Annotated in this window: 17 protein-coding genes and 1 tRNA gene; 15 read left to right on the top strand and 3 right to left on the bottom strand. The window is 35.6% G+C overall.

The genetic code is table 11. From position 1 onward, the window contains the following. Positions 1–8 precede the first annotated feature (8 nt). On the bottom strand, positions 9–1,112 hold the full coding sequence (gene lptF, locus ACGH6R_RS01065) for an LPS export ABC transporter permease LptF (protein WP_267350777.1): 1,104 nt from the start codon (positions 1,110–1,112) through the stop codon (positions 9–11). Positions 1,113–1,255: 143 nt separating this feature from the next. Between lptF and ACGH6R_RS01060 the strand changes: the two genes are divergently transcribed. From ACGH6R_RS01060 to ACGH6R_RS01000, 13 genes are all read left to right on the top strand, one after another. Next, entirely contained in the window at positions 1,256–2,737 is a 1,482-nt protein-coding gene (locus ACGH6R_RS01060; RefSeq protein ID WP_411598660.1) for a leucyl aminopeptidase, read from the top strand. Between the two features lie 18 nt (positions 2,738–2,755). Further along, positions 2,756–3,211, top strand: a complete 456-nt coding sequence (locus ACGH6R_RS01055) for a DNA polymerase III subunit chi (RefSeq protein WP_267350779.1) — start codon at positions 2,756–2,758, stop codon at positions 3,209–3,211. Between the two features lie 144 nt (positions 3,212–3,355). Then, entirely contained in the window at positions 3,356–6,214 is a 2,859-nt protein-coding gene (locus tag ACGH6R_RS01050) for a valine--tRNA ligase (RefSeq protein ID WP_411598659.1), read from the top strand. A gap of 280 nt (positions 6,215–6,494) precedes the next feature. Beyond that, positions 6,495–6,570: transfer RNA gene (locus tag ACGH6R_RS01045), tRNA-Lys, on the top strand. A 196-nt stretch (positions 6,571–6,766) separates the two neighbouring features. Further along, positions 6,767–7,099, top strand: a complete 333-nt coding sequence (locus ACGH6R_RS01040; protein ID WP_220215206.1) for a DMT family transporter — start codon at positions 6,767–6,769, stop codon at positions 7,097–7,099. Positions 7,100–7,380: 281 nt separating this feature from the next. Further along, positions 7,381–8,100, top strand: coding sequence for an epoxyqueuosine reductase QueH (locus ACGH6R_RS01035; protein ID WP_411589735.1), 720 nt, complete (start codon positions 7,381–7,383; stop codon positions 8,098–8,100). Positions 8,101–8,356: 256 nt separating this feature from the next. Then, positions 8,357–12,631 carry an acyl-CoA dehydratase activase-related protein gene (locus ACGH6R_RS01030; protein ID WP_411598658.1) on the top strand — a complete coding sequence of 1,425 codons (4,275 nt, stop codon included), beginning with the start codon at positions 8,357–8,359 and terminating at the stop codon, positions 12,629–12,631. Positions 12,632–12,696: 65 nt separating this feature from the next. Continuing rightward, entirely contained in the window at positions 12,697–13,305 is a 609-nt protein-coding gene (locus ACGH6R_RS01025; RefSeq protein ID WP_411598657.1) for a CDP-alcohol phosphatidyltransferase family protein, read from the top strand. Positions 13,306–13,318: 13 nt separating this feature from the next. Beyond that, positions 13,319–15,070, top strand: a complete 1,752-nt coding sequence (locus ACGH6R_RS01020; protein ID WP_411598656.1) for a bifunctional alpha/beta hydrolase/class I SAM-dependent methyltransferase — start codon at positions 13,319–13,321, stop codon at positions 15,068–15,070. Between the two features lie 12 nt (positions 15,071–15,082). After that, positions 15,083–16,399 carry a phosphatase PAP2/dual specificity phosphatase family protein gene (locus ACGH6R_RS01015; RefSeq protein ID WP_411598655.1) on the top strand — a complete coding sequence of 439 codons (1,317 nt, stop codon included), beginning with the start codon at positions 15,083–15,085 and terminating at the stop codon, positions 16,397–16,399. Beyond that, entirely contained in the window at positions 16,386–16,871 is a 486-nt protein-coding gene (locus ACGH6R_RS01010; RefSeq protein ID WP_411598654.1) for a hypothetical protein, read from the top strand. Before ACGH6R_RS01015 ends, ACGH6R_RS01010 begins: the two co-directional genes overlap by 14 nt. Positions 16,872–16,928: 57 nt before the next feature. Then, on the top strand, positions 16,929–17,867 hold the full coding sequence (locus ACGH6R_RS01005; RefSeq protein ID WP_411598653.1) for a phosphatidate cytidylyltransferase: 939 nt from the start codon (positions 16,929–16,931) through the stop codon (positions 17,865–17,867). A gap of 136 nt (positions 17,868–18,003) precedes the next feature. Beyond that, a complete protein-coding gene (locus ACGH6R_RS01000; protein ID WP_065558280.1) occupies positions 18,004–18,267 on the top strand; it encodes an HPr family phosphocarrier protein in 264 nt (87 codons plus the stop codon). A 124-nt stretch (positions 18,268–18,391) separates the two neighbouring features. Here ACGH6R_RS01000 and ACGH6R_RS00995 read toward each other — a convergent pair whose 3' ends face one another. Then, positions 18,392–19,753 carry an APC family permease gene (locus ACGH6R_RS00995; protein ID WP_411598652.1) on the bottom strand — a complete coding sequence of 454 codons (1,362 nt, stop codon included), beginning with the start codon at positions 19,751–19,753 and terminating at the stop codon, positions 18,392–18,394. Between the two features lie 728 nt (positions 19,754–20,481). Continuing rightward, entirely contained in the window at positions 20,482–22,167 is a 1,686-nt protein-coding gene (locus ACGH6R_RS00990; protein WP_411598651.1) for an amidohydrolase, read from the bottom strand. Positions 22,168–22,315: 148 nt separating this feature from the next. Here ACGH6R_RS00990 and matP point away from each other — a divergent pair, with 148 nt between their 5' ends. Together matP and topA are read left to right on the top strand one after the other, a co-directional pair. After that, positions 22,316–22,780 (top strand): macrodomain Ter protein MatP, encoded by a 465-nt coding sequence (gene matP / locus ACGH6R_RS00985; RefSeq protein ID WP_220215114.1) that lies wholly within the window; start codon positions 22,316–22,318, stop codon positions 22,778–22,780. A 29-nt stretch (positions 22,781–22,809) separates the two neighbouring features. Then, positions 22,810–25,410 (top strand): type I DNA topoisomerase, encoded by a 2,601-nt coding sequence (topA, locus tag ACGH6R_RS00980; RefSeq protein WP_267359913.1) that lies wholly within the window; start codon positions 22,810–22,812, stop codon positions 25,408–25,410. Positions 25,411–25,554: the final 144 nt, after the last annotated feature.

Here is a 25,554-nt window from a genome sequence, read left to right as displayed (position 1 = left end):
TTTCCCCTTTATGATTTACTGAATTTTAGACGAAGTTTACGCATGAAGATGCTATCCCAGCAATTTAATATCAATGCAATAATAAAATAGGTAATATTAATTAAGTAAAACCAAAATTCAGCATCCATACGGCCTTTCCCAGCATTTGCTTTTATTGAACTGGCTAACAGAAAATAGACCAAATAGAGCAGTAAAGCGGGTAAGATTTGCGAAAGCCTGCCTTGCCTTGGATTTGTGACACTCAGTGGAATAACTAAAAAAGCCATTAATGGAACGGAAACAATCAGTGTTAACCGCCAATAAAACTCAGCTTTGGTTTTGGGCGTTTTCAGCGTTTGCAATTCAGTTAATCCGAGCTGTTGTACATCAATTTTTTCATCATCACTATTCATATCCAATTCTTTAGGTTTGATAATTCCCAAATAATTATGAAAATTTGATATACGAAAATCTTGTAATTGTATGTTTCCTTCGTAACGATTGGCGCTTTCTAACGTAATAATTTGATTGCCTTCTTTGTCATGGCCGGTTTTGCCTTTATTCGCAATTATGATCGAGGGTCTTTCGTTATCTTTAGTTTTTACTTTAGCGATAAAAACATTTTCTAAATTGTTATTATTGACATTACCAATATAGATGACCGAATTTCCGTCAGGAGTTTGTTGAAATTGTCCGGATAATAATCCCGCTAAACTTGGATTTAATTTTGCATTTTCAATTAATTGACTTTGCTTGATATTTGACCAAGGCCCGAACCATAAAGTATTTAGCATTGTTAACGAGCAGGTGAAGATACATAGTAAAAAAACGACTTGATAAGTGACATTTTTTTTCACGCCGCAGGCATGCATAGCAACCATTTCACTGTCTGAATATAAGCGGCCAAATGTAATAAGCACCCCTAAAAAAAGACTTAAAGGTAAAATCAAATCAGCCATATTAGAAATACCCAAGACTAACAAGGGCATGATTAAGTCACGAGGAATATTTCCTTCGATCGCGCTCGATAAAATTTTAATTAATTTTTGAGAAAAGAAAATAAGGAGCAAGATAAACAAAATAGCACCTTGTGTTTTCAATGTCTCTTTAACTAAATATCGACGAATTATCACATTTTACCTATACAAAATTAAACGTTTTTTCAGATCTAATTATTATAAACTGAAATAAGAGTGATTAGTTATCTTTTTGTTGCTATCCCATGATGAATCGATAAAATATTACTATTCGCATTATCTTTTACACGAGAAACATTATGGAATTCTTAATCAAAAACAGTCATACTTTAACGAATCAAAAAACAGAATGTTTAGTTATTTCAATAGATTCAAGTAAGAAACAATCAGACATTGTTAATGAAATCGATGAATTGACTCATGGCATGATTAGCCAACTTATTAAAAGTGGTGATATTAGTAGTGAATTAGGAAAAACCACTCTGTTGTACCCTTGTATAGCTGGTTTTACTCAAAAGTTATTATTGGTTGGCTGTGGCAAATGTAAAGAATTTGATTTTTCAAAAGCCAAAAAAGTGATTCAAAATGTGGTGAAAGAGTTAGTTGCTAAAAATATTAAGAGCCTCACTTGGGATTTACTAACCGTCAATACTGCCTATAGTTCAATCATTGCAAAACAATTACCGCAAATTGTGAATGATATAACGTATCACTTTGATCTATTCAAAACGGAAAAAGCACCCAAACTGAATATTGCTAAAGTTAATTTGATTTATGGTGATAAAGAACAAACGCAATCGATTAGTTGCAATTTACAACAGGGTAAAATTATTGCTGATGCTATCTTGGCTACAAAAACGCTGGCTAATATGCCTTCAAATATCTGTAATGCACAATATTTAGCAGAACAGGGTAAATTGCTAGACAAAACTTATGAATCATTAAAAACGACGTGCTTAGGTGAAAAAGAGCTCGCTAAATTAAATATGAATGCTTATCTAGCTGTAGGTCGAGGTTCACAGAATGAATCGATAATGACAGTTATCGAATACAACGGTGCAAAAGACAAAAAAGCGCAACCTATTGTTTTAGTCGGTAAGGGATTAACGTTTGATTCTGGTGGTTTGTCAATTAAGCCAGCTGCAAGTATGGATGAAATGAAATACGATATGTGTGGCGCAGCTACCGTTTATGGCGTAATGCAAGCTGTAGCAGAATTAAATTTACCAATTAATGTGGTTGGTGTTATGGCTGGATGTGAAAATATGCCCGATGGTAATGCTTATCGTCCTGGCGATATTTTAACGACAATGTCAGGTACAACGGTTGAAGTGATTAATACAGATGCGGAAGGTCGTTTAGTTTTATGTGATACACTAACTTATGTTGAGCGTTTTAATCCAAAAGCGGTGATTGATATTGCAACGCTAACTGGTGCATGTATTGTGGCTTTAGGACATCATTATACGGGCGTGATGGGAAATGATGAAAAGTTAGTAACACAATTAGTGCATGCATCCAATAAAGCAGATGATAAAGCATGGGCTTTACCAATGGATAATGATTTCCAAGATCAGATTAAATCAACGTGTGCCGATATTGTCAATGCTGGTGGGCGTGATGGTGGTACGATTACAGCGGCATGTTTCTTGTCTCGTTTTACTCAAAAATACCATTGGGCACATTTAGATATTGCGGGTACAGCATGGAAATCAGGTGCAAACAAAGGTGCGACAGGGCGACCGGTTGCTATGTTGATTCAATATTTGTTAGATCAATAAGACGGCATTACTATTTTTATGAAAAAAGTGATTTTCTATCTGTTAGAAAACCAAACAGAAGCAAGCGAAACAGGCATATTGTTTTATGAAAAACTCGCTTGCCAAAAAATTGTCGAGGCATGGCAGGCAAAACAAAGAGTGTTGGTTGCTTGCCAAGATCAAGTTCAAGCTGAACGTATCGATGAATACCTTTGGCAACTGGATACCGATAATTTTGTTCCTCATAATTTAGTCGGCGAAGGAATGAAAGGGGGATCACCTGTTGAAATCTGTTGGCCTCAAAAACGCAGTAGTGGTAATCGTCAATTATTGATTAATTTGCAGGAACAATTCCCTGAATTTTCTGGATTATATCATGATATTATTGATTTTGTGCCTGTTGAGGAACGATTGAAATCACTTGCCAGAAATAGGTATAAAACGTATAAAGAAAGTGGTTTTAATCTGAAAACAATACCCATATTATGTACATAATGGCTAGTATTGCTATGCTTGGTCATTAAGTTTTCAAACAGCAAATTTAATACTTTATGGTAGTATTAAGCCAATTTATTGTTTTTCTATTTTATTGTAAAATAGTTCCATTTTTATGCCTTGAATTAGGATTAATGCATTTATATGAAAAATTCGACTTATAATCCACAAGAAATCGAACAGCCCATTTACCAACATTGGGAACAGAGCGGTTATTTTAAACCCAACGGTGACAAATCCCAGCCTAGCTATTGCATAGCGATTCCACCACCTAATGTGACAGGTAGTTTACATATGGGACATGCGTTCCAACAAACGATTATGGATGCGTTGATTCGGTATCATCGTATGCAAGGTCATAACACATTATGGCAATCTGGTACTGACCATGCCGGTATTGCAACGCAAATGGTGGTAGAGCGTAAAATCGCAGCCGAAGAAAGTAAAACCCGTCATGATTATGGTCGTGAAGCTTTTATTGAAAAAATTTGGCAATGGAAAGCCGAATCAGGGGGAAGCATTACTAAGCAAATGCGTCGTTTAGGTGATTCGGTTGATTGGGATCGTGAGCGTTTTACCATGGATGAAGGTTTATCTAATGCCGTTAAAGAGGTATTTGTAAGGCTTTATCAAGAGGATTTAATTTATCGTGGTAAACGTTTAGTAAACTGGGATCCGAAGTTACGTACAGCTATTTCTGATTTAGAAGTTGAAAATCGTGAAGTAAAAGGGTCTATGTGGCATTTGCGTTATCCCTTAGCTAACGGCGCAAAAACTGCTGATGGCAAAGACTATTTAGTAGTTGCAACTACTCGTCCCGAAACGCTATTTGGGGATACTGGTGTGGCTGTTAATCCTGAAGATCCGCGTTACAAAGATTTAATTGGTCACTATGTGATATTGCCTTTTGTTAACCGTCGTATTCCGATTGTTGGCGATGAACATGCTGATATGACCAAAGGTACCGGTTGTGTAAAAATTACACCTGCGCATGATTTCAATGACTACGAAGTCGGTCGTCGACATCAATTACCGATGATCAACATTTTTACATTTGACGGTGATATTCGTTCACAAGCTGAAGTTTTTGATACCAATGGTGAAGCAAGCGATATCTATTCAACTGATATTCCGTCTGAGTTCAAAAATTTAGAGCGTTTTGCAGCACGCAAAGCGGTCATTGCTGCATGTGAAGCTCAAGCTATTTTAGAAAAAATCGAACCGCATGATTTAACCATTCCTTATGGTGATCGTGGTGGAGTTGTGATCGAACCAATGTTAACTGACCAATGGTATGTTCGAGCTAAAGTGTTAGCTGAGCCAGCTATTGATGCGGTGAAAAATGGCGATATTCAATTTGTACCAAAACAGTACGAAAACATGTACTTTTCTTGGATGAATGATATTCAAGATTGGTGTATTTCACGTCAATTATGGTGGGGACATCGCATTCCTGCTTGGTATGATGAGCAAGGTCGTGTGTATGTTGGACGAGATGAAGCTGAAGTTCGACGTGAAAATAATTTATCTGACGATATTATTTTATCTCAAGATGAAGATGTACTTGATACGTGGTTTTCATCTGCGCTTTGGACATTCTCAACGTTAGGTTGGCCAGAAAATACGGATGATTTAGCAACTTTTCATCCAACGAATGTTTTAGTTACAGGCTTTGATATCATCTTCTTCTGGGTAGCTAGAATGATCATGATGACCATGCACTTTATTAAAGATAAAGATGGCAAACCTCAAGTTCCGTTTAAAACGGTCTATGTGACTGGCTTAATTCGTGATGAAGAAGGGCAAAAAATGTCTAAATCTAAAGGAAATGTTATCGATCCTTTAGATATGATTGATGGGATATCACTTGCTGATTTACTCGAAAAACGTACTGGTAATATGATGCAACCTCAATTGGCTGAAAAAATAGCCAAACGTACGGAAAAACAGTTTCCAAACGGGATAGAAGCACATGGTACTGATGCATTACGCTTTACTTTAGCGGCGCTTGCATCAACTGGGCGTGATATCAATTGGGATTTAAAACGTTTAGAAGGTTATCGTAACTTCTGTAATAAACTTTGGAATGCTAGCCGTTATGTGCTAATGAACACCGAAGCACATGATTGTGGTTTCAAAGGTGGCGATCTGGCTTATTCATTAGCGGATAAATGGATACTAGCTGAATTTAACCAAACCGTAAAATCTTATCGTGAAGCTTTTGATACTTATCGATTTGATTTAGCTGCTAATATTTTATATGAATTTACGTGGAATCAGTTCTGTGACTGGTATTTAGAATTGACTAAATCAGTATTAGCCAATGGTGGACAAGCCGAACAACGTGCTGCCCGTCATACCTTAGTCACCGTTCTTGAGGCATTATTACGACTTGCACACCCAATTATTCCTTTTATTACAGAAGAGATTTGGCAAAGTGTCAAACCGTTAATGGCGATTAAAGCCGATACCATTATGTTACAGCCGATGCCTGTATTTGACAGCAAGCATACTGATGACCAAGCCGTTGCGGATATTAACTGGATTAAAGATGTGGTTATTGCTGTTCGAAATATTCGTGCTGAGATGAATATTGCACCAAGTAAACCATTGCAACTATTGATTCGTAAAGCTTCGCCTACAGTTCATCGAATCATCAGTGATAATATCAATTTCATTGAATCGTTAGCCAGGTTATCCGAAATTGTCTTATTAGATGAGGGTGAAACGGGGCCATTGTCAGTAACTAAATTGGTGGATGGCGCTGAGCTATTAATGCCAATGGCTGGCTTAATTAATAAAGACGATGAATTAGCGCGTCTTGAAAAAGAGATAGCCCGTATTGACGGTGAAATAGCCCGTATTGCCGGTAAATTATCGAATGCCAGTTTTGTAGATAAAGCACCGGCAGCAGTCGTTGCCAAAGAGAAAGAAAAACAGCAAGGCTATATTGATGATAAAACCAAGTTGCAAGAACAATATCTTGCGATTAAAAATTTATAGTCTTGCCAATAAAATCTCTCGCTAAATTAGCGAGAGATTTTTTTACCTTGCTACATAACTGCTTATCGATGATATCTGAAATTGTATGTTAACTGATAGCTATCAAGGTTAATAAAGTACTACCACTATAAAATGATACATCTTGTATGTGCAATTAGACCATGAGCCGTTAAGGTAAGAAATGATATATTAAGATTAATATCAATGTTTTACAAAAAAAATTTGTATAGCTAATTTGCTTTTGAATTAAGTTTACTATATACTTCGAAAATACTTTTATGGGTTGTTAGCTCAGTCGGTAGAGCAGTTGACTCTTAATCAATTGGTCGCGGGTTCGATCCCCTCACAACCCACCATTTAATATTCCTTTTTAATAATTTTCTAGCTTTGATAGCTTTCAAGTTTACCTGTTTGTTCAAATTAGCATGATGAAATGAAACCATAATTAAGCTTTAATATTATTGATTAAGGTATGATAGGTTAAAAAACATCAAAACGTTAAGGTTAAACTTAACCAATAAATTTGTTTTTCAAATGACTATAGGTATTATTATGAATGCATATCTTTATCTTTTTTTCGCTATTATTTGTGAAGTTATCGCTACATCTTCATTAAAATTATCGAATGGGTTTACCCATCTTATTTATTCTATTATTACAATTGTTGGTTATAGCGCATCATTTTATATTCTTTCCTTAGCATTAAAAACCATTCCCGTAGGTATTGCTTATGCGATTTGGTCAGGAATTGGTATTGTGCTTATTAGTTTGATTGCTTGGATCTTTCTGAAACAAACTTTGGACTTAGCGGCTGTAATCGGTATGGGATTTATCATGTTTGGGGTAATTATTATAAACTTATTTTCTAAAGTGTCAGGGCACTAATATTATTGATATCGATTTTGAGATGAATAATTAATCAGTATAACAGTTTGTTTTAATAAGTTAATCAATGAACAAGGTTAGATGATTGAATAAACTTCAGGTTTAATGACTATTGAGTAAAAGCACGCTATTGACGTCATAATTAGATTATCAAAAAGTTTTAGTTATTACCTTTATTTCAGTATAAAAAATTACATGCTAAGCTTGAATGGTTGCGTTTATCGCTATATCATAGCGCAGCTTAAAAAGACTTTAATCATCAAAATTATAAACGAGTCATCATGTTAATTAATGCTAAAAATATACTGGAAAAATTAAATCCTCATAACAAAATCAATTACGATTCTGTTTTACAAGAAGTCATTGCGGATTGGCAGCACGAAGCAGTTCGCCCTAAATTATTGATTCATAGTTGCTGTGCACCATGTAGTACCTATGTTTTAGAGTATTTAGCGCAGTATGCTGATATTACTATCTATTTTGCCAATTCGAATATTCATCCAAGAGTTGAATATGAACACCGTAGTCTGGTTCAACAAAAATTCATCAACGATTTTAACCTGAAAACAGGGCATAATGTCCAGTTTTTAGAAGCACCTTACCAACCGGCAGAGTTTGTTAAACAAGTTGGGCATTTGCGTGATGAACCCGAAGGAGGAGAGCGTTGTCATCTCTGCTATAAAATGCGGTTAGATTTGGCAGCGATTAAAGCGCAAGAATTGGGATTTGATTATTTTGCGAGTGCATTGACGTTAAGTCCTAAAAAAAACAGCCAGAAAATCAATCAACTGGGTTTTGAAATTCAGGAAATTTTTTCGGTGAATTATCTCCCTTCCGATTTTAAAAAAAATAATGGTTATAAACGTTCTATCGAGCTTTGCAAAGAATATGATGTCTATCGACAATGTTATTGTGGTTGTATTTTTGCTGCTAAAGCGCAAGGTGTAGATTTAAAAAATGTTATCGCGATCGCCAAGCAGGGATTAGAAAAAATGAGTTAATACATATTATTATCCTCATAAAAGATACAAAAAAATAGTTAGTTCACCCTATTAAAAATGGTTTTAGCTAACTATTTTCTCTGATAGAAATTGATTTAATAGGATTTTAAAAACGCAACTTTATAACAAGATATTTTTTAACCAAATTGATTAAAAAAAAGTAAGATTCGGCTATAATTATTACACATAAAAAATAAAGCGATATTGATTATATCGATTAAAAAGTAATGGATGCTTTGGGGATTATGTGCTGCTTATGTCAAAATTATTTAAATTTGGTTTAGATGTGGGTTCCACAACAGCGAAATGTGTTGTACTTGATGAGTTTGACAATTTTGTTTATACCAATTACGTTCGTCATAATACACATATTGTGGCGACAGTCTTCAATTTACTTAATGAAATTAAACAAAAGTTTGGTAATGATATTTGTTTATCCGTCAAGGTAACGGGTTCGGCTGGTATGGGAATATCTGAAAAAGCCGATATTCCTTTTATCCAAGAAGTGGTGGCGGCATCGGAGGTTGTGCAGCGCAACTATCCCGAAGTCAGAACCTTAATTGATATTGGCGGTGAAGATAGTAAGATGATTTTCTTCTTTCCCGATCGCCCGCCCGATATTCGAATGAACGGAAGCTGTGCAGGTGGGACAGGGGCATTTATCGATCAAATGGCAACCTTATTAAACACGCCTGTTCAACAATTTGATCAACTCGCTCAACATCATGACAAAATCTTTCCTATTGCTTCTCGTTGTGGCGTTTTTGCCAAAACCGACGTCCAAAATCTTATTAGTCGTAACGTCTCAAAAGAAAATATCGCCTATTCTGTTTTACATGCCGTTTGTATTCAACTTGTTAATACCTTAGCTCGTGGTTATGATATCGTTCCTAAAGTGATGTTAATTGGTGGACCATTTTCCTTTATTCCAACCTTAGGTAAAGCAGCGCTTAATACGTTGAAATTAGGTGAAGATCAGCTAGTTGAAACGCCTTATCCAACATTGTTGTCTGCTTGGGGAGCGGCAATTCATCCGATTGAACGTGCTGAACTTTCAATTAATAGTTTTATCGAGAAATTAAATGCTTCAACAAAAATTGCAGTGAATCAATCTTTTCGATTATCTCCTCTTTTTAATGAAGCCTTATCATTTGATGACTGGAAAAAAAGACGGAAATATATCGATATTCCTCGATTAAATATCGCAGATTATAAAAAGCAAAATGCTTTTTTGGGCATAGATAGTGGTTCAACGACAACCAAAATTACGTTAATTAGTGAAGATGATGAACTACTGTTTACTTATTATGCCCCCAATAACGGTCATTCAATTAGTGCACTGATTAATGGATTATCTCAATTAAAAAAAGAAATTGAGACATCCAATAAAGATATTGTGATTTTGCGTACGGGTGTCACCGGTTATGGCGAAGAGTTATTAAAAGCCGCATTTGGTATTGATGATGGTTTAGTTGAAACGATGGCGCATTTTGCCGCAGCAAAGCATATTGATCCAGATGTCAGTTTTATCATGGATATCGGTGGTCAAGATATGAAATCCATTTTTATTGCCAATGGTGTGGTTAATCATATCGAACTTAATGAAGCTTGTTCATCAGGGTGTGGTTCCTTCATTGAAACTTTTGCTAAATCATTAAACTCAGATACCATTGATTTTGCCGATGCGGCCTGTCAATCAACTCATCCTTGTGATTTAGGTACACGCTGTACTGTGTTTATGAACTCTAAAGTTAAACAAGCCTTACGCGAAAATGCCACCATGGGGGATATTTCGGCTGGACTTGCGTTTTCAGTGATTAAAAATGCAATTCATAAAGTGCTTAAACTGCACGATATGCGTAAATTAGGTAATAATATCGTCGTGCAAGGTGGAACTTTTAAGAATCCTGCTGTTTTTCGAGCCTTAGAACAATTAACCGGTGCGCAAATCACCAGCTCAAATATCCCTGAATTAATGGGCGCCTATGGCTCTGCTTTAGTGGCAAAAAATCATTTTATTGAAAATAATACACCTTCACAATTTATTGGGCTGGATAACTTAGCAAAAGCTGAAGATAACAAAGCGAAACCTTCTCGCTGTAAGGGGTGCGAAAATAATTGTGATATTATGATCTACCGTTTTGCCAATGGGCAAAAATATTATTCCGGTAATAAATGTGAACGTTTCTTAAGTAATAATCAATATAAAGATAATCATGCTTTTAACATGTTTGATTATAAAAACGCGCTCTTGTTTGATCGAATAACTGTCGAAAATCCTCAAGCAAAAATTAATATAGGCATACCTCGTGTTCTTGGACAATATGAAAATTTTCCTTTTTGGCATACGTTATTGACTCAAAGCGGTATCAACGTAATACTTTCACCTTATTCGACCCATAAAATTTATGAACAAGGAGCAGGTACAGTGATGTCTGATAGTATCTGTTTTCCTGCTAAATTAGTACATGGGCATATTATGGAATTAGTAAGTCAAAAAGTGGATCGTATTTTTATGCCTATGGTCGTATTTGAATCATCCCAGTTTGATAATGCAGTAAATAGTTATAATTGTCCTATTGTGAGTAGTTATGCAGAAGTCATACATAGTGCTATCAATCCAGAATTAAAATATGGTATTCCGATTGATTATCCTGTGATGAATTTCACGGATATGAAGTTACTCAAAAAAAGTTGTGTTCAATATTTACGGTCATTAGGTATAGCGAAAAAAGTCATTGATAACGCCTTTTCGGCAGCATTAATGGCACAGTCCCAGTTTAAACAGAATCTTTACAACAAAGCGATTGAAGTATTAGATAATGCCAAACAAACAGGGCGATATGTATTTATTTTAGCAGGACGGCCTTATCATAGTGATAGTTTAATAAACCATAAAACACCTGAAATCTTAAATGCGCTTGGTTGTGATGTGATTACTGAAGATTCTGTATTAGGTGGCATTAGCCAGTTATCGCCAGAACTTCAAATTTGTTCACAATGGAGCTATCCGAATCGTTTATATGCAGCCGCTTCATTCGTTGCAGAGCAACCCAATAATATCCAATTTGTTCAACTTAATTCATTTGGTTGCGGGCCTGATGCTATTGTTACCGATGAGTGTAAAGCAATTTTAGAATCAAAAGGTAAAACCGGTACGATAATTCGTGTTGACGAAATTACCGCAACGGGTTCTGTCAGATTACGTTTACGTTCCATTATTGAATCGATACGAATGAATCATCAGCAACCGCTAAAAATAGTTGAACGTAAAAAAACGGCTATTTTTAGCAAGCAAGATAAGCAACGTCGAACCATTTTAGCACCGTTTATCTCCGATTTTTATTCTCCGCTTTTAACGCCAATTTTTGCGTTATCGGGTTATAAACTGGAAACATTACCTAAACCAGATAAGCGTTCAGTCGAATGGGGATTAAAATACTGCAATAACGAAATCTGTTATCCGGCAACAATTATTGTTGGGGATATTATTAAAGCACTGCGTTCAGGTAAATATGACCGTAATGATGTGGCAATAGGGATAACTCAAACGGGTGGACAATGTCGAGCGAGTAGTTATTTATCGTTGATCAAAAAAGCGATGATCAGTAATGGTTTTGAAGATATTCCCATAATTTCACTTAGTACTGGAAATATTAATGAAATAGAACAACCTGGCTTTAAGCTAAATTGGTTTAAAACATTACCGATAACTTTTTTTGCGATGCTTTTTGCTGATTCACTATCAAAAATGTATTACGCTATTGCGCCAAGAGCGAAAGTTAAACAACAAGCTGATCAGCTTAAAGCGCTTTATATGCATAAATTGCAACAACTTATTCAACAAAAGCAAGGTAAAAAGGCCATCTTCGAACTATTAACGCAAGCCGTTCTACACTTTAATCAAATTGAAACATACCATAAAGATTGTCCACAAATCGGTATAGTGGGAGAGATTTACGTTAAATATAATAGTTTTGGTAATCAACACAGTGTTGAATGGCTAGTCGAGCAGGGTATTGAACCGGTTATTCCACCAATGATTGAGTTTTTTGCGCAATGTTTTGTTAATTATGATAGTAATGTCAATAATTATCTCTCATCAAAGAGTTATATCTCTTATCTAATATCCTTTTTTGAAAAGATTGCATATCGGTATATTGATAAAACAAATAAAATTTTGTCCCAATTTAAGTATTATCAACCTTTCCATAATATTCGCGATATGTCTAAAAAGGCTGAAGAAATCTTAAATCTGGCGAATCAATATGGTGAAGGTTGGTTGATTCCTGCTGGCATCATGACATTTGCTGAACAGGGAATTAACAATGTTATTAGCCTGCAACCGTTTGGATGTATTGCGAACCATGTTGTATCTAAAGGTGTTGAAAAAAAAATGCGAGATCTTAATCCAAAACTTAACTTACTCTATTTAGACTTTGATGATGGTGCAGGCGAAGTAAATGTGCTTAATCGTTTGCATTTTATGGTAAGTTCATTAAAGTATACCCAGTTACAACGGATTGTTTAAATGTTAAAGTACATGACGATTCACTGTAAGTAATAGTAAAAAGATAATTTATAAAAGGATTGTTTGTGTTATCAATTTATCAATTAAAATCCCGATTTCAATCGTTACTTCGTCCCTGCGTTGAGAAATTCTATAGTGCGAACATTACCGCTAATCAGGTCACCTTATTCGCTTGTATGGGCTCTATTTTTATCGCCTTGATTTTGAGTTATTTTATTGAATATCTTTGGCTATTTTTCTTAATTCCAATATGGATGTTTATTCGAATGGCGCTCAATGCCATTGATGGCATGTTAGCACGAGAGTATCATCAAAAATCTAATTTAGGCGCATATTTAAATGAAATAACGGATGTTATTTCCGATTGTGCGCTATTATTAGTATTTATTCAGGTGCCAAGTGTCAATACTGGTTTAGTGATATTGATTGTGTTACTGTCTTTTTTTACTGAATATAGTGGTGTTTTAGGGTTATTAATTGGTGCATCCAGACGGTATGACGGTCCAATGGGAAAAAGTGATAGAGCTTTTATTTTTAGCTTAATCAGTTTAGGCATTGCTACCGGTTTGTTACCTTTGAATTGGATAAATGCGTTATTAGGGATAATTATTTTTTTACTCATATGGACGACTGTGAATCGAATTCGAAAAGGTTTGCAAGAAGCTAAAATTTAACAAGGAGTTGTCGATGCGTCAACAGCAACAAAAAACATTCACAAGCCATGATGGTTGCCAAATATTTTATCGCTACTGGCCTGCAATAGATGCCGATATCCAACCTAATCAAGCGATTGTGCTTTTTCATCGTGGACATGAACATTCTGGTCGAATAGCGCATCTTGCCGACGAACTTGAATTACCTAATTTTCACATTTTTGCATGGGATGCCCGAGGTAATGGACAATCAGAAGGTGAACGAGGCGATGCCCCCAATTTTGCTACGCTGATCAAGGATGCGAATGCTTTTATTGAACACATTACCCATGAATATAGTTTAAGGCAACAAGATATTGCAATTATTGCACAAAGTGTGGGTGCCGTCATTGCGAGTGCATGGGTGCATGATTATAGCCCCAATATTCGGGCATTAGTATTAGGTGCGCCTGCTTTTCGTGTAAAACTTTATGTTCCTTTGGCCGTACCTGGTTTAAAATTATTATATAATCTGAAAGGTAATTTTTTTGTTAATAGTTACGTTAAATCTGGATTATTGACTCATGACAAACAACGAGCAGAATCATTTAATCAAGATCCATTAATCACTCGACCAATTTCAGTCAGATTGCTACTTGATTTATATTCTGTAGCTGATCGTATTGTTAAAGATGCTAATGCAATAACAGTGCCGACTCAAATACTTGTTTCTGGTTCTGATTTTGTTGTCAGACGCAAACCTCAAAAGCAGTTTTATGAAAATTTAGGTACTATTCAAAAAGAATTTCATATCTTGCCTAATTTTTATCATGACACGTTTGGTGAACAAGAACGCCATATCGCTATTGAAAGAGCAAGGCGTTTTATTATAGGGTGCTTTGCAAATCAACCGAATATTCCTTCTTTGGTTAACGCAGACCTTGTTGGTTATACTAAGCAAGAAGCCGATAATTTATCATTGCCTGCTAAGGGAATAGTTAAACCTCTTTACTGGAAATTCATCAAAGCTAATTTGAAATATGCCAGTAAAATTTCTGATGGTATCAAACTTGGAGTTGAAACTGGGTTCGACTCAGGTAGTACTTTGGATTATGTTTATCGTAATCAACCTTCAGGAAGTTCAAAATTAGGTCAGTTTTTTGACTATATTTATTTGCAATCAATGGGTTGGCGAGGAATTCGGCAACGTAAAATGCATCTTGAAGAATTATTAAAATTAGCCATATCGCAATTACAAAAACACGATAATATCGTCAATATTGTTGATATAGCAGCAGGTCATGGACGTTATATTCTTGAGACTATTAATCAATTAGCCAAGAAACCTGATTCAGTACTCCTTAGAGATTATAGCGATATTAATATTCGTGATGGTCAAAATTTGATTACTGAATTAGGCTTGAGTCACCTTGTACAGTTTGAAAAGGGCGATGCTTTTAACAGACAGCAGTTAGCTGACCTATCGCCTAAACCAACATTAGCTGTCGTTTCTGGTTTGTATGAATTGTTTAGTGATAATTCATTATTACGTGAATCTTTATCGGGTTTAGCGGATGCTATCCCCAAAGGTGGATATTTAATTTATACCAATCAACCTTGGCATCCTCAACTTGAGTTTATTGCCCGAGCATTAACTTCACATCGTGACGGGCAACCATGGATAATGCGCAGACGGACACAGCTTGAAATGGATCAACTTGTCATGGCAGCAGGCTTTCGAAAAGTCACAATGCGTATTGATCAGTGGGGGATTTTTACGGTGTCATTAGCTCAGCGCATTGATTAATTGATTAATGTTATGATGAAGCAGTGTTCTATTCAATTAAACATTAAAAAATGTTTATGGCTTATCGGGTTAACAGTATTCTTCTTTGCTAGTTACAATTTTAGCAATGCATTCACAGCTGAACGTAATGATGTCAGTAGCATTGTTTTTAATTGGGAAACGCTCATACCACTTTGGTCATGGACGATTGTGCCCTATTGGTCGATAGATTTAATGTATGGACTTGCTATATTACTAGCAAAATCGAATCAGTCATTAAAAATACTTTGCTTTAGATTATTAACCGCACAAATTATTTGTGTCTGTTGTTTTCTTCTTTTCCCACTTAAATTCAGTTTTGATCGTCCAGCTATGGACGGATTTTTTGGTTTACTTTTTGATTTTCTTATGGGATTTGATAAACCTTTTAATCAAGCCCCATCATTACATATCACATTACTTATTATTTTATGGCAGTTCTATGCTAATTATTTTCAGACTTTTTTCCGTAATATTTTGCATATTTGGTGTTTGTTAATTGCGCTATCGGTATTAACAACCTGGCAACATCATTTTTTTGATATCCCAACTGGTGTATGGGTGGGGTGTTTATGCATATGGTTATGGCCTAATGATGGTATATTTACCCTAAAATTAGCGTTTTTATCAAAACAGTACCGTTGGGCTTTTATTTATTGTTGTTTAACTCTGTTAACCATGAGTTTGGCCATTTATATGAAGGGGTGGGGACTTTGGCTATTTTGGCTTTCTGGGGCATTTTTGTTGGTCGCGCTTAATTATTTATTGATAGGTGCAAAAGGATATCAAAAACAATCTAATGGGCATTTTTCACTCGTCGTTATTTTATTATATTTCCCTTATTTTATCATTATGTGGATCAATTCACGTTTATGGACGATTAGGCACCATCCAAACAATTTCATTGAGGATAACGTTTATTTAGGTAGAATTCCTTCAACGTACTATCTGAAACACAATCAATTTACATCTATTGTTGATTTATGTGCAGAACTGCCGATAGGTCAATTTAAAGGTAATTATATGCTAATGCCCATTTTGGATATGACACCGCTCACGCAAGCGCAATGTCAAATGACGGCTGAAATCATTGAACAATATCGACTGCAAGGTCGATTGTTAGTCTGTTGTGCATTAGGTTATTCAAGAAGTGCGACAGCAGTTATCGCGTGGTTGTTGTGGACTCATCGAGCCAAGGATGTTGATGATGCGATAGCTAAGGTAAGAACATGTCGGCGTAATATTGTTATTTCAACTAGACAACGGTTAATATTAATAGAATGGAGCAGAAATCTACATGCTGAAATCTGATCATAATAGAAAACAGTTTCACATCAATCAAACTGAAATTGTGACATTGTGTAGTTTGCTTTCTTTAAGTAAGCAAATTAATATTTTTTCTGGGTTATTAACAATTTCTGCGTTGGTCATTGGTTTTATTTATCTGGCAATTAATGATTCAAATCTGATAAGTTTAATCTGTTTTTTTGTTTTTATTTTTGGTTTAATAAGTCAATATTATGCACTTAGGACTAATTTCGATATCAAACTTTTTGAATATTTGACGCCATATATTCATGAACCCTCAATAGTGTTGAAAGAGTTAGATCATGCGCTTGTAAAATTAGGTTTAATTAAATCTGATCTTTCTAAATCTCAAACAATGTATGAGCGCGAAAAAGGGACATTACGACTTTTTAAAATTCAATTAGTGACAGTGATGATCCAACTTTTACTATTTATAGGCGGATTTGCCAGTCGTATTATTTATAATTTATTGTAAAATGATTTCAACATTCATTTTTAAAGTATTAAAAGAATCAGCAGTTTGAGGAAATAGATGTCTAACTATCAATACCATACTTTATTGTTATTTTTGGGCGTTACTCTATTTTTAATCGTTGCTTCGTTAATTGGACTCATGTTAAAACATCGAATTCGATCACCTAATCGGGTTATTGATAATTTAAATACTCGCATTAATGCGTGGTGGGTCATGGTGGCGATTTTAGGTACTGCTTTTTTGATCGGAAAATTAGCCGTCATTTTTTTATTTTTCGTGGTATCGGGTTTAGCATTACGCGAGTTTCTTAATCTGACCAGTATTAGCCGAGATGATTATTACGTTTTAATATTTGCTTTCGGAATAGCGTTGCCGGCGCAATATATTTTAGTCGCTGTTTCATGGTATGGTCTATTTAGCATATTCATTCCAGTATACGGTTTTTTAATTTTATCGATTTTAGCCACAGTTACTGGATCCTCATTTAAATTCTTAGACAGAACGGCCGAAGTACAATGGGGATTAGTCATCACCGTATATAATATCTCTTGTGTACCTGCCTTATTGTCACTCCAAATTGATAGCTATCACGACCGAAATTTATTACTTATTGCTTTTTTGGTGTTAGTTGTTCAAATGTCAGATGTTTTGCAGTATGTCTTTGGTAAATTATTTGGTAAACATAAAATTAGCCCAAATCTATCACCATCAAAAACAGTGGAAGGATTTATTGGTGGCATAATTACAGCCAGTTTTATTGGTAGTTGTCTGTTTTGGATTACGCCATTTAGTTTTATTCAAGCTGGTTTAATTTCTCTCATGATCACCTTGCTTGGATTTTTTGGCGGATTAGTTATGTCTGCCATAAAGCGTGATAGGGGGGTAAAAGATTGGGGTAACCTAATTGGCGGACATGGTGGTGTACTTGATCGTTTTGATTCAATCTGTTTTGCAGCGCCTGTTTTCTTTCATGTAGTCAGATATTATTGGGCATAAAATAGTATTAAGTTTAAATTAATAAAAAGCTTTGTATAAATTATAAAAATTTATATCTAAAAATGAGCAAAACAGATTATTTTATGATATAAATACTAGGTATTGTATTAACTTAAGATAGAAAGAAGGACTTAGTATGTTAAAAGAGCAAATGGTAGTAAAAAATTCAACCGGTCTTCATGCGCGCCCAGTAACGGCATTAGTTAAATTAGCCGGTCGCTATAAATCATCAATTGAGCTTGTTTATAACGACAAAGCAATTAAACTAAAAAGTATGATGGGATTGCTTGGAGCAGGTGTAAAAGGTGGTTCAACTGTTGAAATCATCTGTGATGGAGAAGACGAGCAAGCTGCAATGGATGAAATCCGCGAATTATTTGCTACTGGTTTTGGTGAATAATTGATAAATCTTTATCAAAACAGAATGTTATAAACATATCTATTCCGTCGACTTAGGTCGACGGAATGGTTTTAAAAGGGCGAGAACTGAATACTTTTAAGTAGAACTATTTGAAAAAATTAAGCTAATCTTTGATGATTGAATTTAATTCGTGTGGATCAATAGATGGCAATAATTTTGTAAAACCCTTAGTTAAATATATCAGATAGAAAAATCCAATAGCGAGCCAAATTAAACCAACTACCATGGCTGTCGCATCTAAACTAGTCCACAACCATAAAGAAAGTAAAACACCAATTGCCGGTAAAAGACCATATTTGATGATTAACGCGAATGTTTTGGTTTGACCTTCACCTAAATAGCTTTTAATTACACATAAATTGACAAAAGTAAATGCGACTAACGCCCCAAAGCTAATCATTGAAACAACCAATGTTAAACTTAACACCAACGATAATAATGAAAAACATGCCACAAATATTATAGATAAATAAGGTGTTCTAAAACGAGGGTGAATACGATAAAAGATCTGCTTTGGTAATACACCTTCACGACCCATTGCATAGAAAATTCGTGAAACACTGGTTTGTGCAGTCATTGCAGAGGCAAATACACCAGTTAAATAAGCCGCTTGGAAGAAGTTATACATAAACTCTCCACCTAACCGGCTAATATCGCCCACACGACGAACAACATCTAAACTTGCGGTATCTTTATTCTCTGCAAAATCAGTCCAATTTGGATAGGCTAAATGAGCACAATAAGAAACGATTAAGAAGATACATCCAGCAATAAGGACAGTCCAGATAATTGCTCTTGGTAACGATTTTTGGGCATCATTCGATTCTTCTGCTAATGTCGCAATAGCATCAAACCCTAAAAAAGCCAGACATAATATTGCTGCACCAGAAAGTAATCCGCTAAAATCGCCAGCATTAACTAGTAATGGTTTCATCATAGCATCAGGCGTTAAATTAACGTTTGTAAATGTCAAAAAGATAAATAAACCGATAAAAATCATTTGAATGATGATCAAAGTGAAATTAACCGAGTTAATTAATTTGATTCCCAAATAATTGAGTAAACTTACGCCAATTAAAGATCCTAAAACAAATACGGGTGCAGGAATCGCTGGAAACGCTTCGTTTAAATAAATACCTAAAACCAAATAATTTAAAATTGGTAAAAAAAGGTAATCTAAAATTTGAGCCCAACCAACCAAAAAACCGACTTTTCCACCAAAAGTACGTTGAACATACGAATAGGCTGAACCAGCAATTGGTAGCTTATTGGCCATGCGGCAATAGCTCAATGCTGTGAAAAAGATCATTGCTAGAGTGATAATATAGGCTATAGGTAAGTGTCCATTACTTGTAACAGTGACTTCCCCATAAGTGGTAAAGATCCCCAAAGGAACCATATAAGCTAAACCAAATGCAATCAATGCAGGTGTGGTTAAAACTCGTTTCATTTTTATTGCGGACATGACTAACTTTGCTCCTCTGTCCCAAAAAACAATAAAAAACTACTAAGTATAGTTTTGCCTTTTTACCCGCTAAAAGCGGCAGGGAATTCTCCCATATTATTATAATTATGCAAGTTAATTTTTATTATATTGACATTAAATTATGCAAATTTTGAATTAGATCATTCAATATGAATTATTTCTAAACAAATCTTAATAAAAATTGATTATTTAAACTCGTAGACGTGACCTATATTTATGTTCAGCGTTGTATTATGGATAAGCATAGAAGGATAAAAAATTGAAAAAGCCAAGGTAATTTGTTCATAAAATCTATTGTATTTTAAATTGGAGAAAAAAGAGATTATTGTGAATTTGATATGAAGTAGTGAAAAAAATATTTATAGGAAAATTATTGTTCAAAGCTTTTCTAATAACAGTGATATTTTGGATGAATGTTTTAAAATGTAAGAAAATTTAAATCAAAAGTAATTTTGATTTTCCTTGTTACAGATGTGCAACCAAAGCATTTACCATTATTCTTACTTTCAGTACTGATTGCTAATGTATATAGTAATTAAATTATTAAAACTAACAAGAAACTAATTATCCGTTCTAGGTGGGGAACAGCTTGCTTATTTGCTAACGTACCTATTATTCATATAAACGATAAAGACGTAATGACTAAACAAAAATAAAGCCAACGGTTAGGTTGGCTCTATTTTTCAAACTATCTAAAGCTATAGTTTTTACGAGTCTTGTTGATAAACTGTTTTACCACCGACAATAGTCGTTAACACTTTCACATTTTGCATATCGGTTGCTGGAATGGTAAATGGATTGCGATCTAGAATGATCAAATCAGCAAATTTACCTTTTTCAATTGAGCCAATATACTCATCTTGTTTTAGCACATAAGCAGCGCCAATGGTTGCGCAGCGTAAAACTTCGGTCGCGGTTAAATTACGGTCACTGTTTAAACGTGGGTGCTGTGCATCAATTTGTCGGGTCATGGCTATTTGAAAATCATACCATTCATTTAATGGATCAATTGGCCAATCGCTACCAAAGGCGCAGTTGACGCCTGCATCGATATATTGCCCGTGGGCTTCTAAACCGTAATAGCGCTTTTCGCCAAATAGTGTTTGATATTGTTCAACCATAGCCGCACTACAGCCTGCCCATTGGAATGAAAACACTACACAAGCATTTAATTGCTTATACCTTGCATATTGATGCGCAGCACTAAGTTCATTGTGCGCTGTGCTTGGGCGGATATCGGCATCTGGTAATGCTTGGCGCATTTTTTCGATTGCATCAAGCACTACTTCAATGGCACCTTCACCAACAGTATGCATATGAGGATGAAAACCGGCACGAGAGGACTCTAAAATTAAAGCATTTAGCATCTCAGTTGAATAGTACAAATCACCATAACGATCTTTTTCATCTTCAAGCTGATAAGGTTGCAATAGTCTTGCTGTCATTAATGGTGCTTGCATTACCCCGTCAACAAACAGTTTAGTATGTGAAATTTTAATACCGGGCTTAGGTTGCCAATTTTTATCATCATAACGGTTTGCAAACTGTTTAACTTTTTCGAGTAATGCCGGAATAGCTTCAATGGATGTCACATCATCTGGCGGTAACTCTCGTGCACCAAATAACCGAATGGTAAGTTGATCTTGCTGTTGCAACTTTAAAAAGGCATCGGCTTGCCTTTCGGTTATCCGAGCGTCCATCACGGCTGTTACGCCTTGTTTGTTTAATTCTGCTTGGGCTAATTTAGCAATATGTGCGGCTTGTTCTTCCGTCAATTTTGATATGCTGTCAAAAGCTCGCATAGCCGGTGCATCTTCTAAAATGCCATTAAGTTCACCGTCTTGTGTTCTGCCAATTTTTCCATCTGTCGGTTCGGGTGTGTTTCTATCCAAACCAAATTTTTGCAACGCAATACTATTAGCAACTAACGTATGACAATCGTTAGAAAAAAGGATTACGGGTCGCTGAGTATTGAGTTTATCCAGATCGAAGCGGGTAATATCGGTACCAATTGGTAACACTTCTTGCCTTAACCAACCTCGAACTTGTAGCCATTGTGTGCTATTATTCTGACTGTCTTTATCCAAGTGTTTTTGAATAATTGCTAAAGTATCCTCAACGGTTAAACTTTGATAATTCAAATTACATGAGGTCAATTGCATGCCACCCCAAAAAGTATGAAGGTGTGAGTCGATTATCCCCGGCATCATCGTTTTACCATGAAGATCGTAAATTGCTGTATCATTATCAACATAGTGATGGCTATTTATTTCATCTGTGGAGCCTGTTGCTATTATGTAACCATTTTTGATTGCTATCGCTTCACAAACTGTATCTTTTTTATCTGCTGTATAAATATAGCCATTAATATAAATAACATCAGCTTTAACCATTATTTTTGATTCCTTAAATAAAGAACGATATAAAAGGTGAACGATACCAGATTTATAAAAAATTTGTCAAATGCAATAATTTTCTTTATTGTGTAAAACGATTATGCTACATATAATCTCTATAGTTACAGCGTCACAAGGTGAACAAATGAAATATCAACAACTCGAAAACCTTGAATGTGGTTGGAAGTGGCACTATTTAGTAAAAAAACATCTAGAGGGCGAGCCAATAACTCGCTATATTGAAAAAAGTGCTGCTCAACATGCCGTAAATGAGTTATTACTGTTAGAACATAATCCAACAAGCGTTGTTGATTGGATAAAATCGCATTTGAATCCCGATCTAGATAATCGCATGAAGCAGACTATACGGGCAAAACGAAAACGACATTTTAACGCAGAACAACAATATACACGGAAGAAGTCCATCGATTTGGAGTTTTTAGTTTGGCAACGCTTAGCGAATTTAGCTAAACGCCGTGGTTGTACGTTGTCACAAACCATTACGCAACTTATTGAAGATGCTGAGCAAAAAGAACAATATGCGACAAAAGTATCAACAATAAAAGATGATTTACTGTCACTTCTTGATGTGAAGCGTAACAGTAAATAACACAAACTACAGGATAAATAGGTTTAATTATGGGAAAATCCCTTGTTATTGTGGAATCACCAGCTAAAGCAAAAACAATTAATAAATATCTTGGCAAAGAGTATGTTGTAAAATCAAGTGTGGGGCATATTCGAGATTTACCCGTTAGTGGTAGTAGCCAACGCGCTGAGAAAACGACTAAAGATAAAGCCGAGAAGAAAGTAAAACGCTCAGAAAAAGAAGCGTTAGTCAGTCGCATGAGCGTGGATCCTTACCATGGTTGGAAAGCACATTATGAGATTCTACCCGGTAAGGAACGTGTTGTATCAGAACTTAAAAAATTAGCTAAAGATGCCGATATGATTTACCTCGCAACCGACTTGGATAGAGAAGGGGAAGCTATCGCCTGGCATTTAAAAGATGTGATTGGTGGCGATGACAATAAGTACCGTCGTGTAGTATTTAACGAAATTACGAAAACAGCCATTAAAAATGCATTTAATAAACCATCTATGTTAGATATGGATCGGGTAAATGCTCAGCAGGCTCGTCGCTTTATGGATCGGGTTGTGGGCTTTATGCTTTCGCCATTACTTTGGAAAAAAGTGGCTCGAGGTTTATCCGCGGGGCGTGTCCAATCGGTTGCTGTTAGACTTGTCGTTGAACGTGAGCGTGAAATTCATGCCTTTATTCCCGAAGAGTATTGGGATCTGTATGCTGATTTAATGACGCAGAATAAAGCGCAATTAACGTTACAAGTGACACATTATAAAAATGAAGCATTTGAGCCAAAAGATAAAGTAGCGATCGATATTGCATTGGCTGAACTTAATAAAAGCCAGTACCATGTTACCAATATTGAAGAAAAACCAACCAAAAGTAATCCGACAGCACCCTTTATTACCTCCACTTTGCAACAAGCAGCAAGTACCCGTTTAGGGTTTGGTGTTAAAAAAACGATGATGTTAGCTCAGCGTCTTTATGAAGCAGGTTACATCACCTATATGCGTACGGATTCAACCAATTTAAGTCAAGATGCATTGACTATGGTGCGTGATTATATTGGTCAGAATTTTGGGGATAAATACCTGCCAAAATCTGCCAATGTTTACAGCAGTAAAAAGAATTCGCAAGAGGCGCATGAAGCCATTCGTCCATCAGATGTAACAATACTGGCGGATAAGCTTAGCGATGTTGACGCTGATGCGTGCAAACTCTATCAGCTTATTTGGCGACAGTTTGTTGCTTGTCAAATGACCGCTGCCGAATACAATTCCACCACAATCACCGTAAAAGCGGGAGATTTTATTTTAAAAGCGAAGGGACGTACATTACGCTTTGATGGTTGGACAAAAGTGCAACCTCAATTATCAAAAAATAGTGACGATAAAATTTTACCGGCGGTTAATGTTAATGACAAATTGGATTTAATTAGCTTAAATCCGAATCAACACTTTACTAAACCACCTGCACGTTATAATGAAGCGTCATTAGTAAAAGAGCTTGAAAAGCGTGAAATTGGACGACCATCAACTTATGCAACGATCATTTCAACTATTCAAGATCGGGGCTATGTACGTTTAGATAATCGTCGTTTTTATGCTGAAAAGATTGGTGAAATTGTTACAGATCGCTTAAATGAGAATTTTAATGATCTTATGAGCTATGATTTCACGGCACGCATGGAAGATGCACTGGATGAAATTGCCAATAAAAAACAAGAATGGCGAGAAGTACTCGATCAGTTTTTTAGTGATTTTAGTAAACATCTGGAAATTGCTGAACAAACGCCAGACAAAGGGGGAATGCAATTAAATCCTTTAGTCTTAACGCCAGAAATAACCTGTCCAAATTGTGGACGTGAAATGGGCATTAAAACGGCTGGAACGGGTGTGTTCCTTGCTTGTTCAGGTTATGCATTACCGCCTAAAGAGCGTTGTAAGCAAACAATTAACTTAATCCCTGAACATGAAACACTAAATATTTTAGAAGAGTCAGAAACAGCCGAAACTGATGCGTTAAGAGCTCGTAAGCGTTGTCCTAAATGTCATACGGCAATGGATAGTTATCTGCTTGATAATGAGCGAAAACTGCATATTTGTGGTAATAATCCAATTTGTGATGGATCGCTTGTTGAAAAAGGTAACTTCAAAGTCAAAAGCTATGAAGGCCCTATTATTGAATGTGAAAAATGTGGATCTGAAATGCATCTCAAATCAGGACGTTTTGGTCTATACATGGGATGTACCAATCCAGATTGTAAAAATACGCGTAAGATCTTAAAAAATGGTGATGTTGCACCACCAAAAGAGGATCCGGTCGATTTGCCTGAACTTAAATGTACTAAGTCAGATGCACACTTTGTACTACGTGATGGTGCATCGGGAATCTTTCTGGCTGCACACAATTTTCCAAAATCAAGGGAAACACGTGCACCATTGATTGAAGAGTTACAGCGTTTTAAAGATCGTTTACCCGAAAAATTTATGTATTTAACTGAAGCACCAAGTAAAGATCCTGATGGTAACCCATCAATTGTGCGTTTTAGTCGTAAAAGCAAACAGCAATATGTCACATCAGAAGTAAATGGCAAATCAACTGGTTGGGTAATGCAATACGTCGACGGCAAATGGATCAATAGTAAAAAATAGGTAAGAACGCCTGAATGATTGTTAATATCATTCAGGTTAAGTATACGTTTTAGTATAAAGTCGTGGGGTCGTTTGTGCTAAAGTGTGAAAGGAATTACCTTATAATTTCCCTCTTTTTTAATACGTATTAATCAAGAGGGAAGT

It is taken from the genome of Gilliamella sp. CG13, from assembly GCF_046635805.1.
Classification (GTDB): Bacteria; Pseudomonadota; Gammaproteobacteria; order Enterobacterales; family Orbaceae; genus Gilliamella; species Gilliamella apicola_I.
Note: the sequence above shows the minus strand (reverse complement) of the source record. Positions and strands in the feature narration are given on the sequence as shown.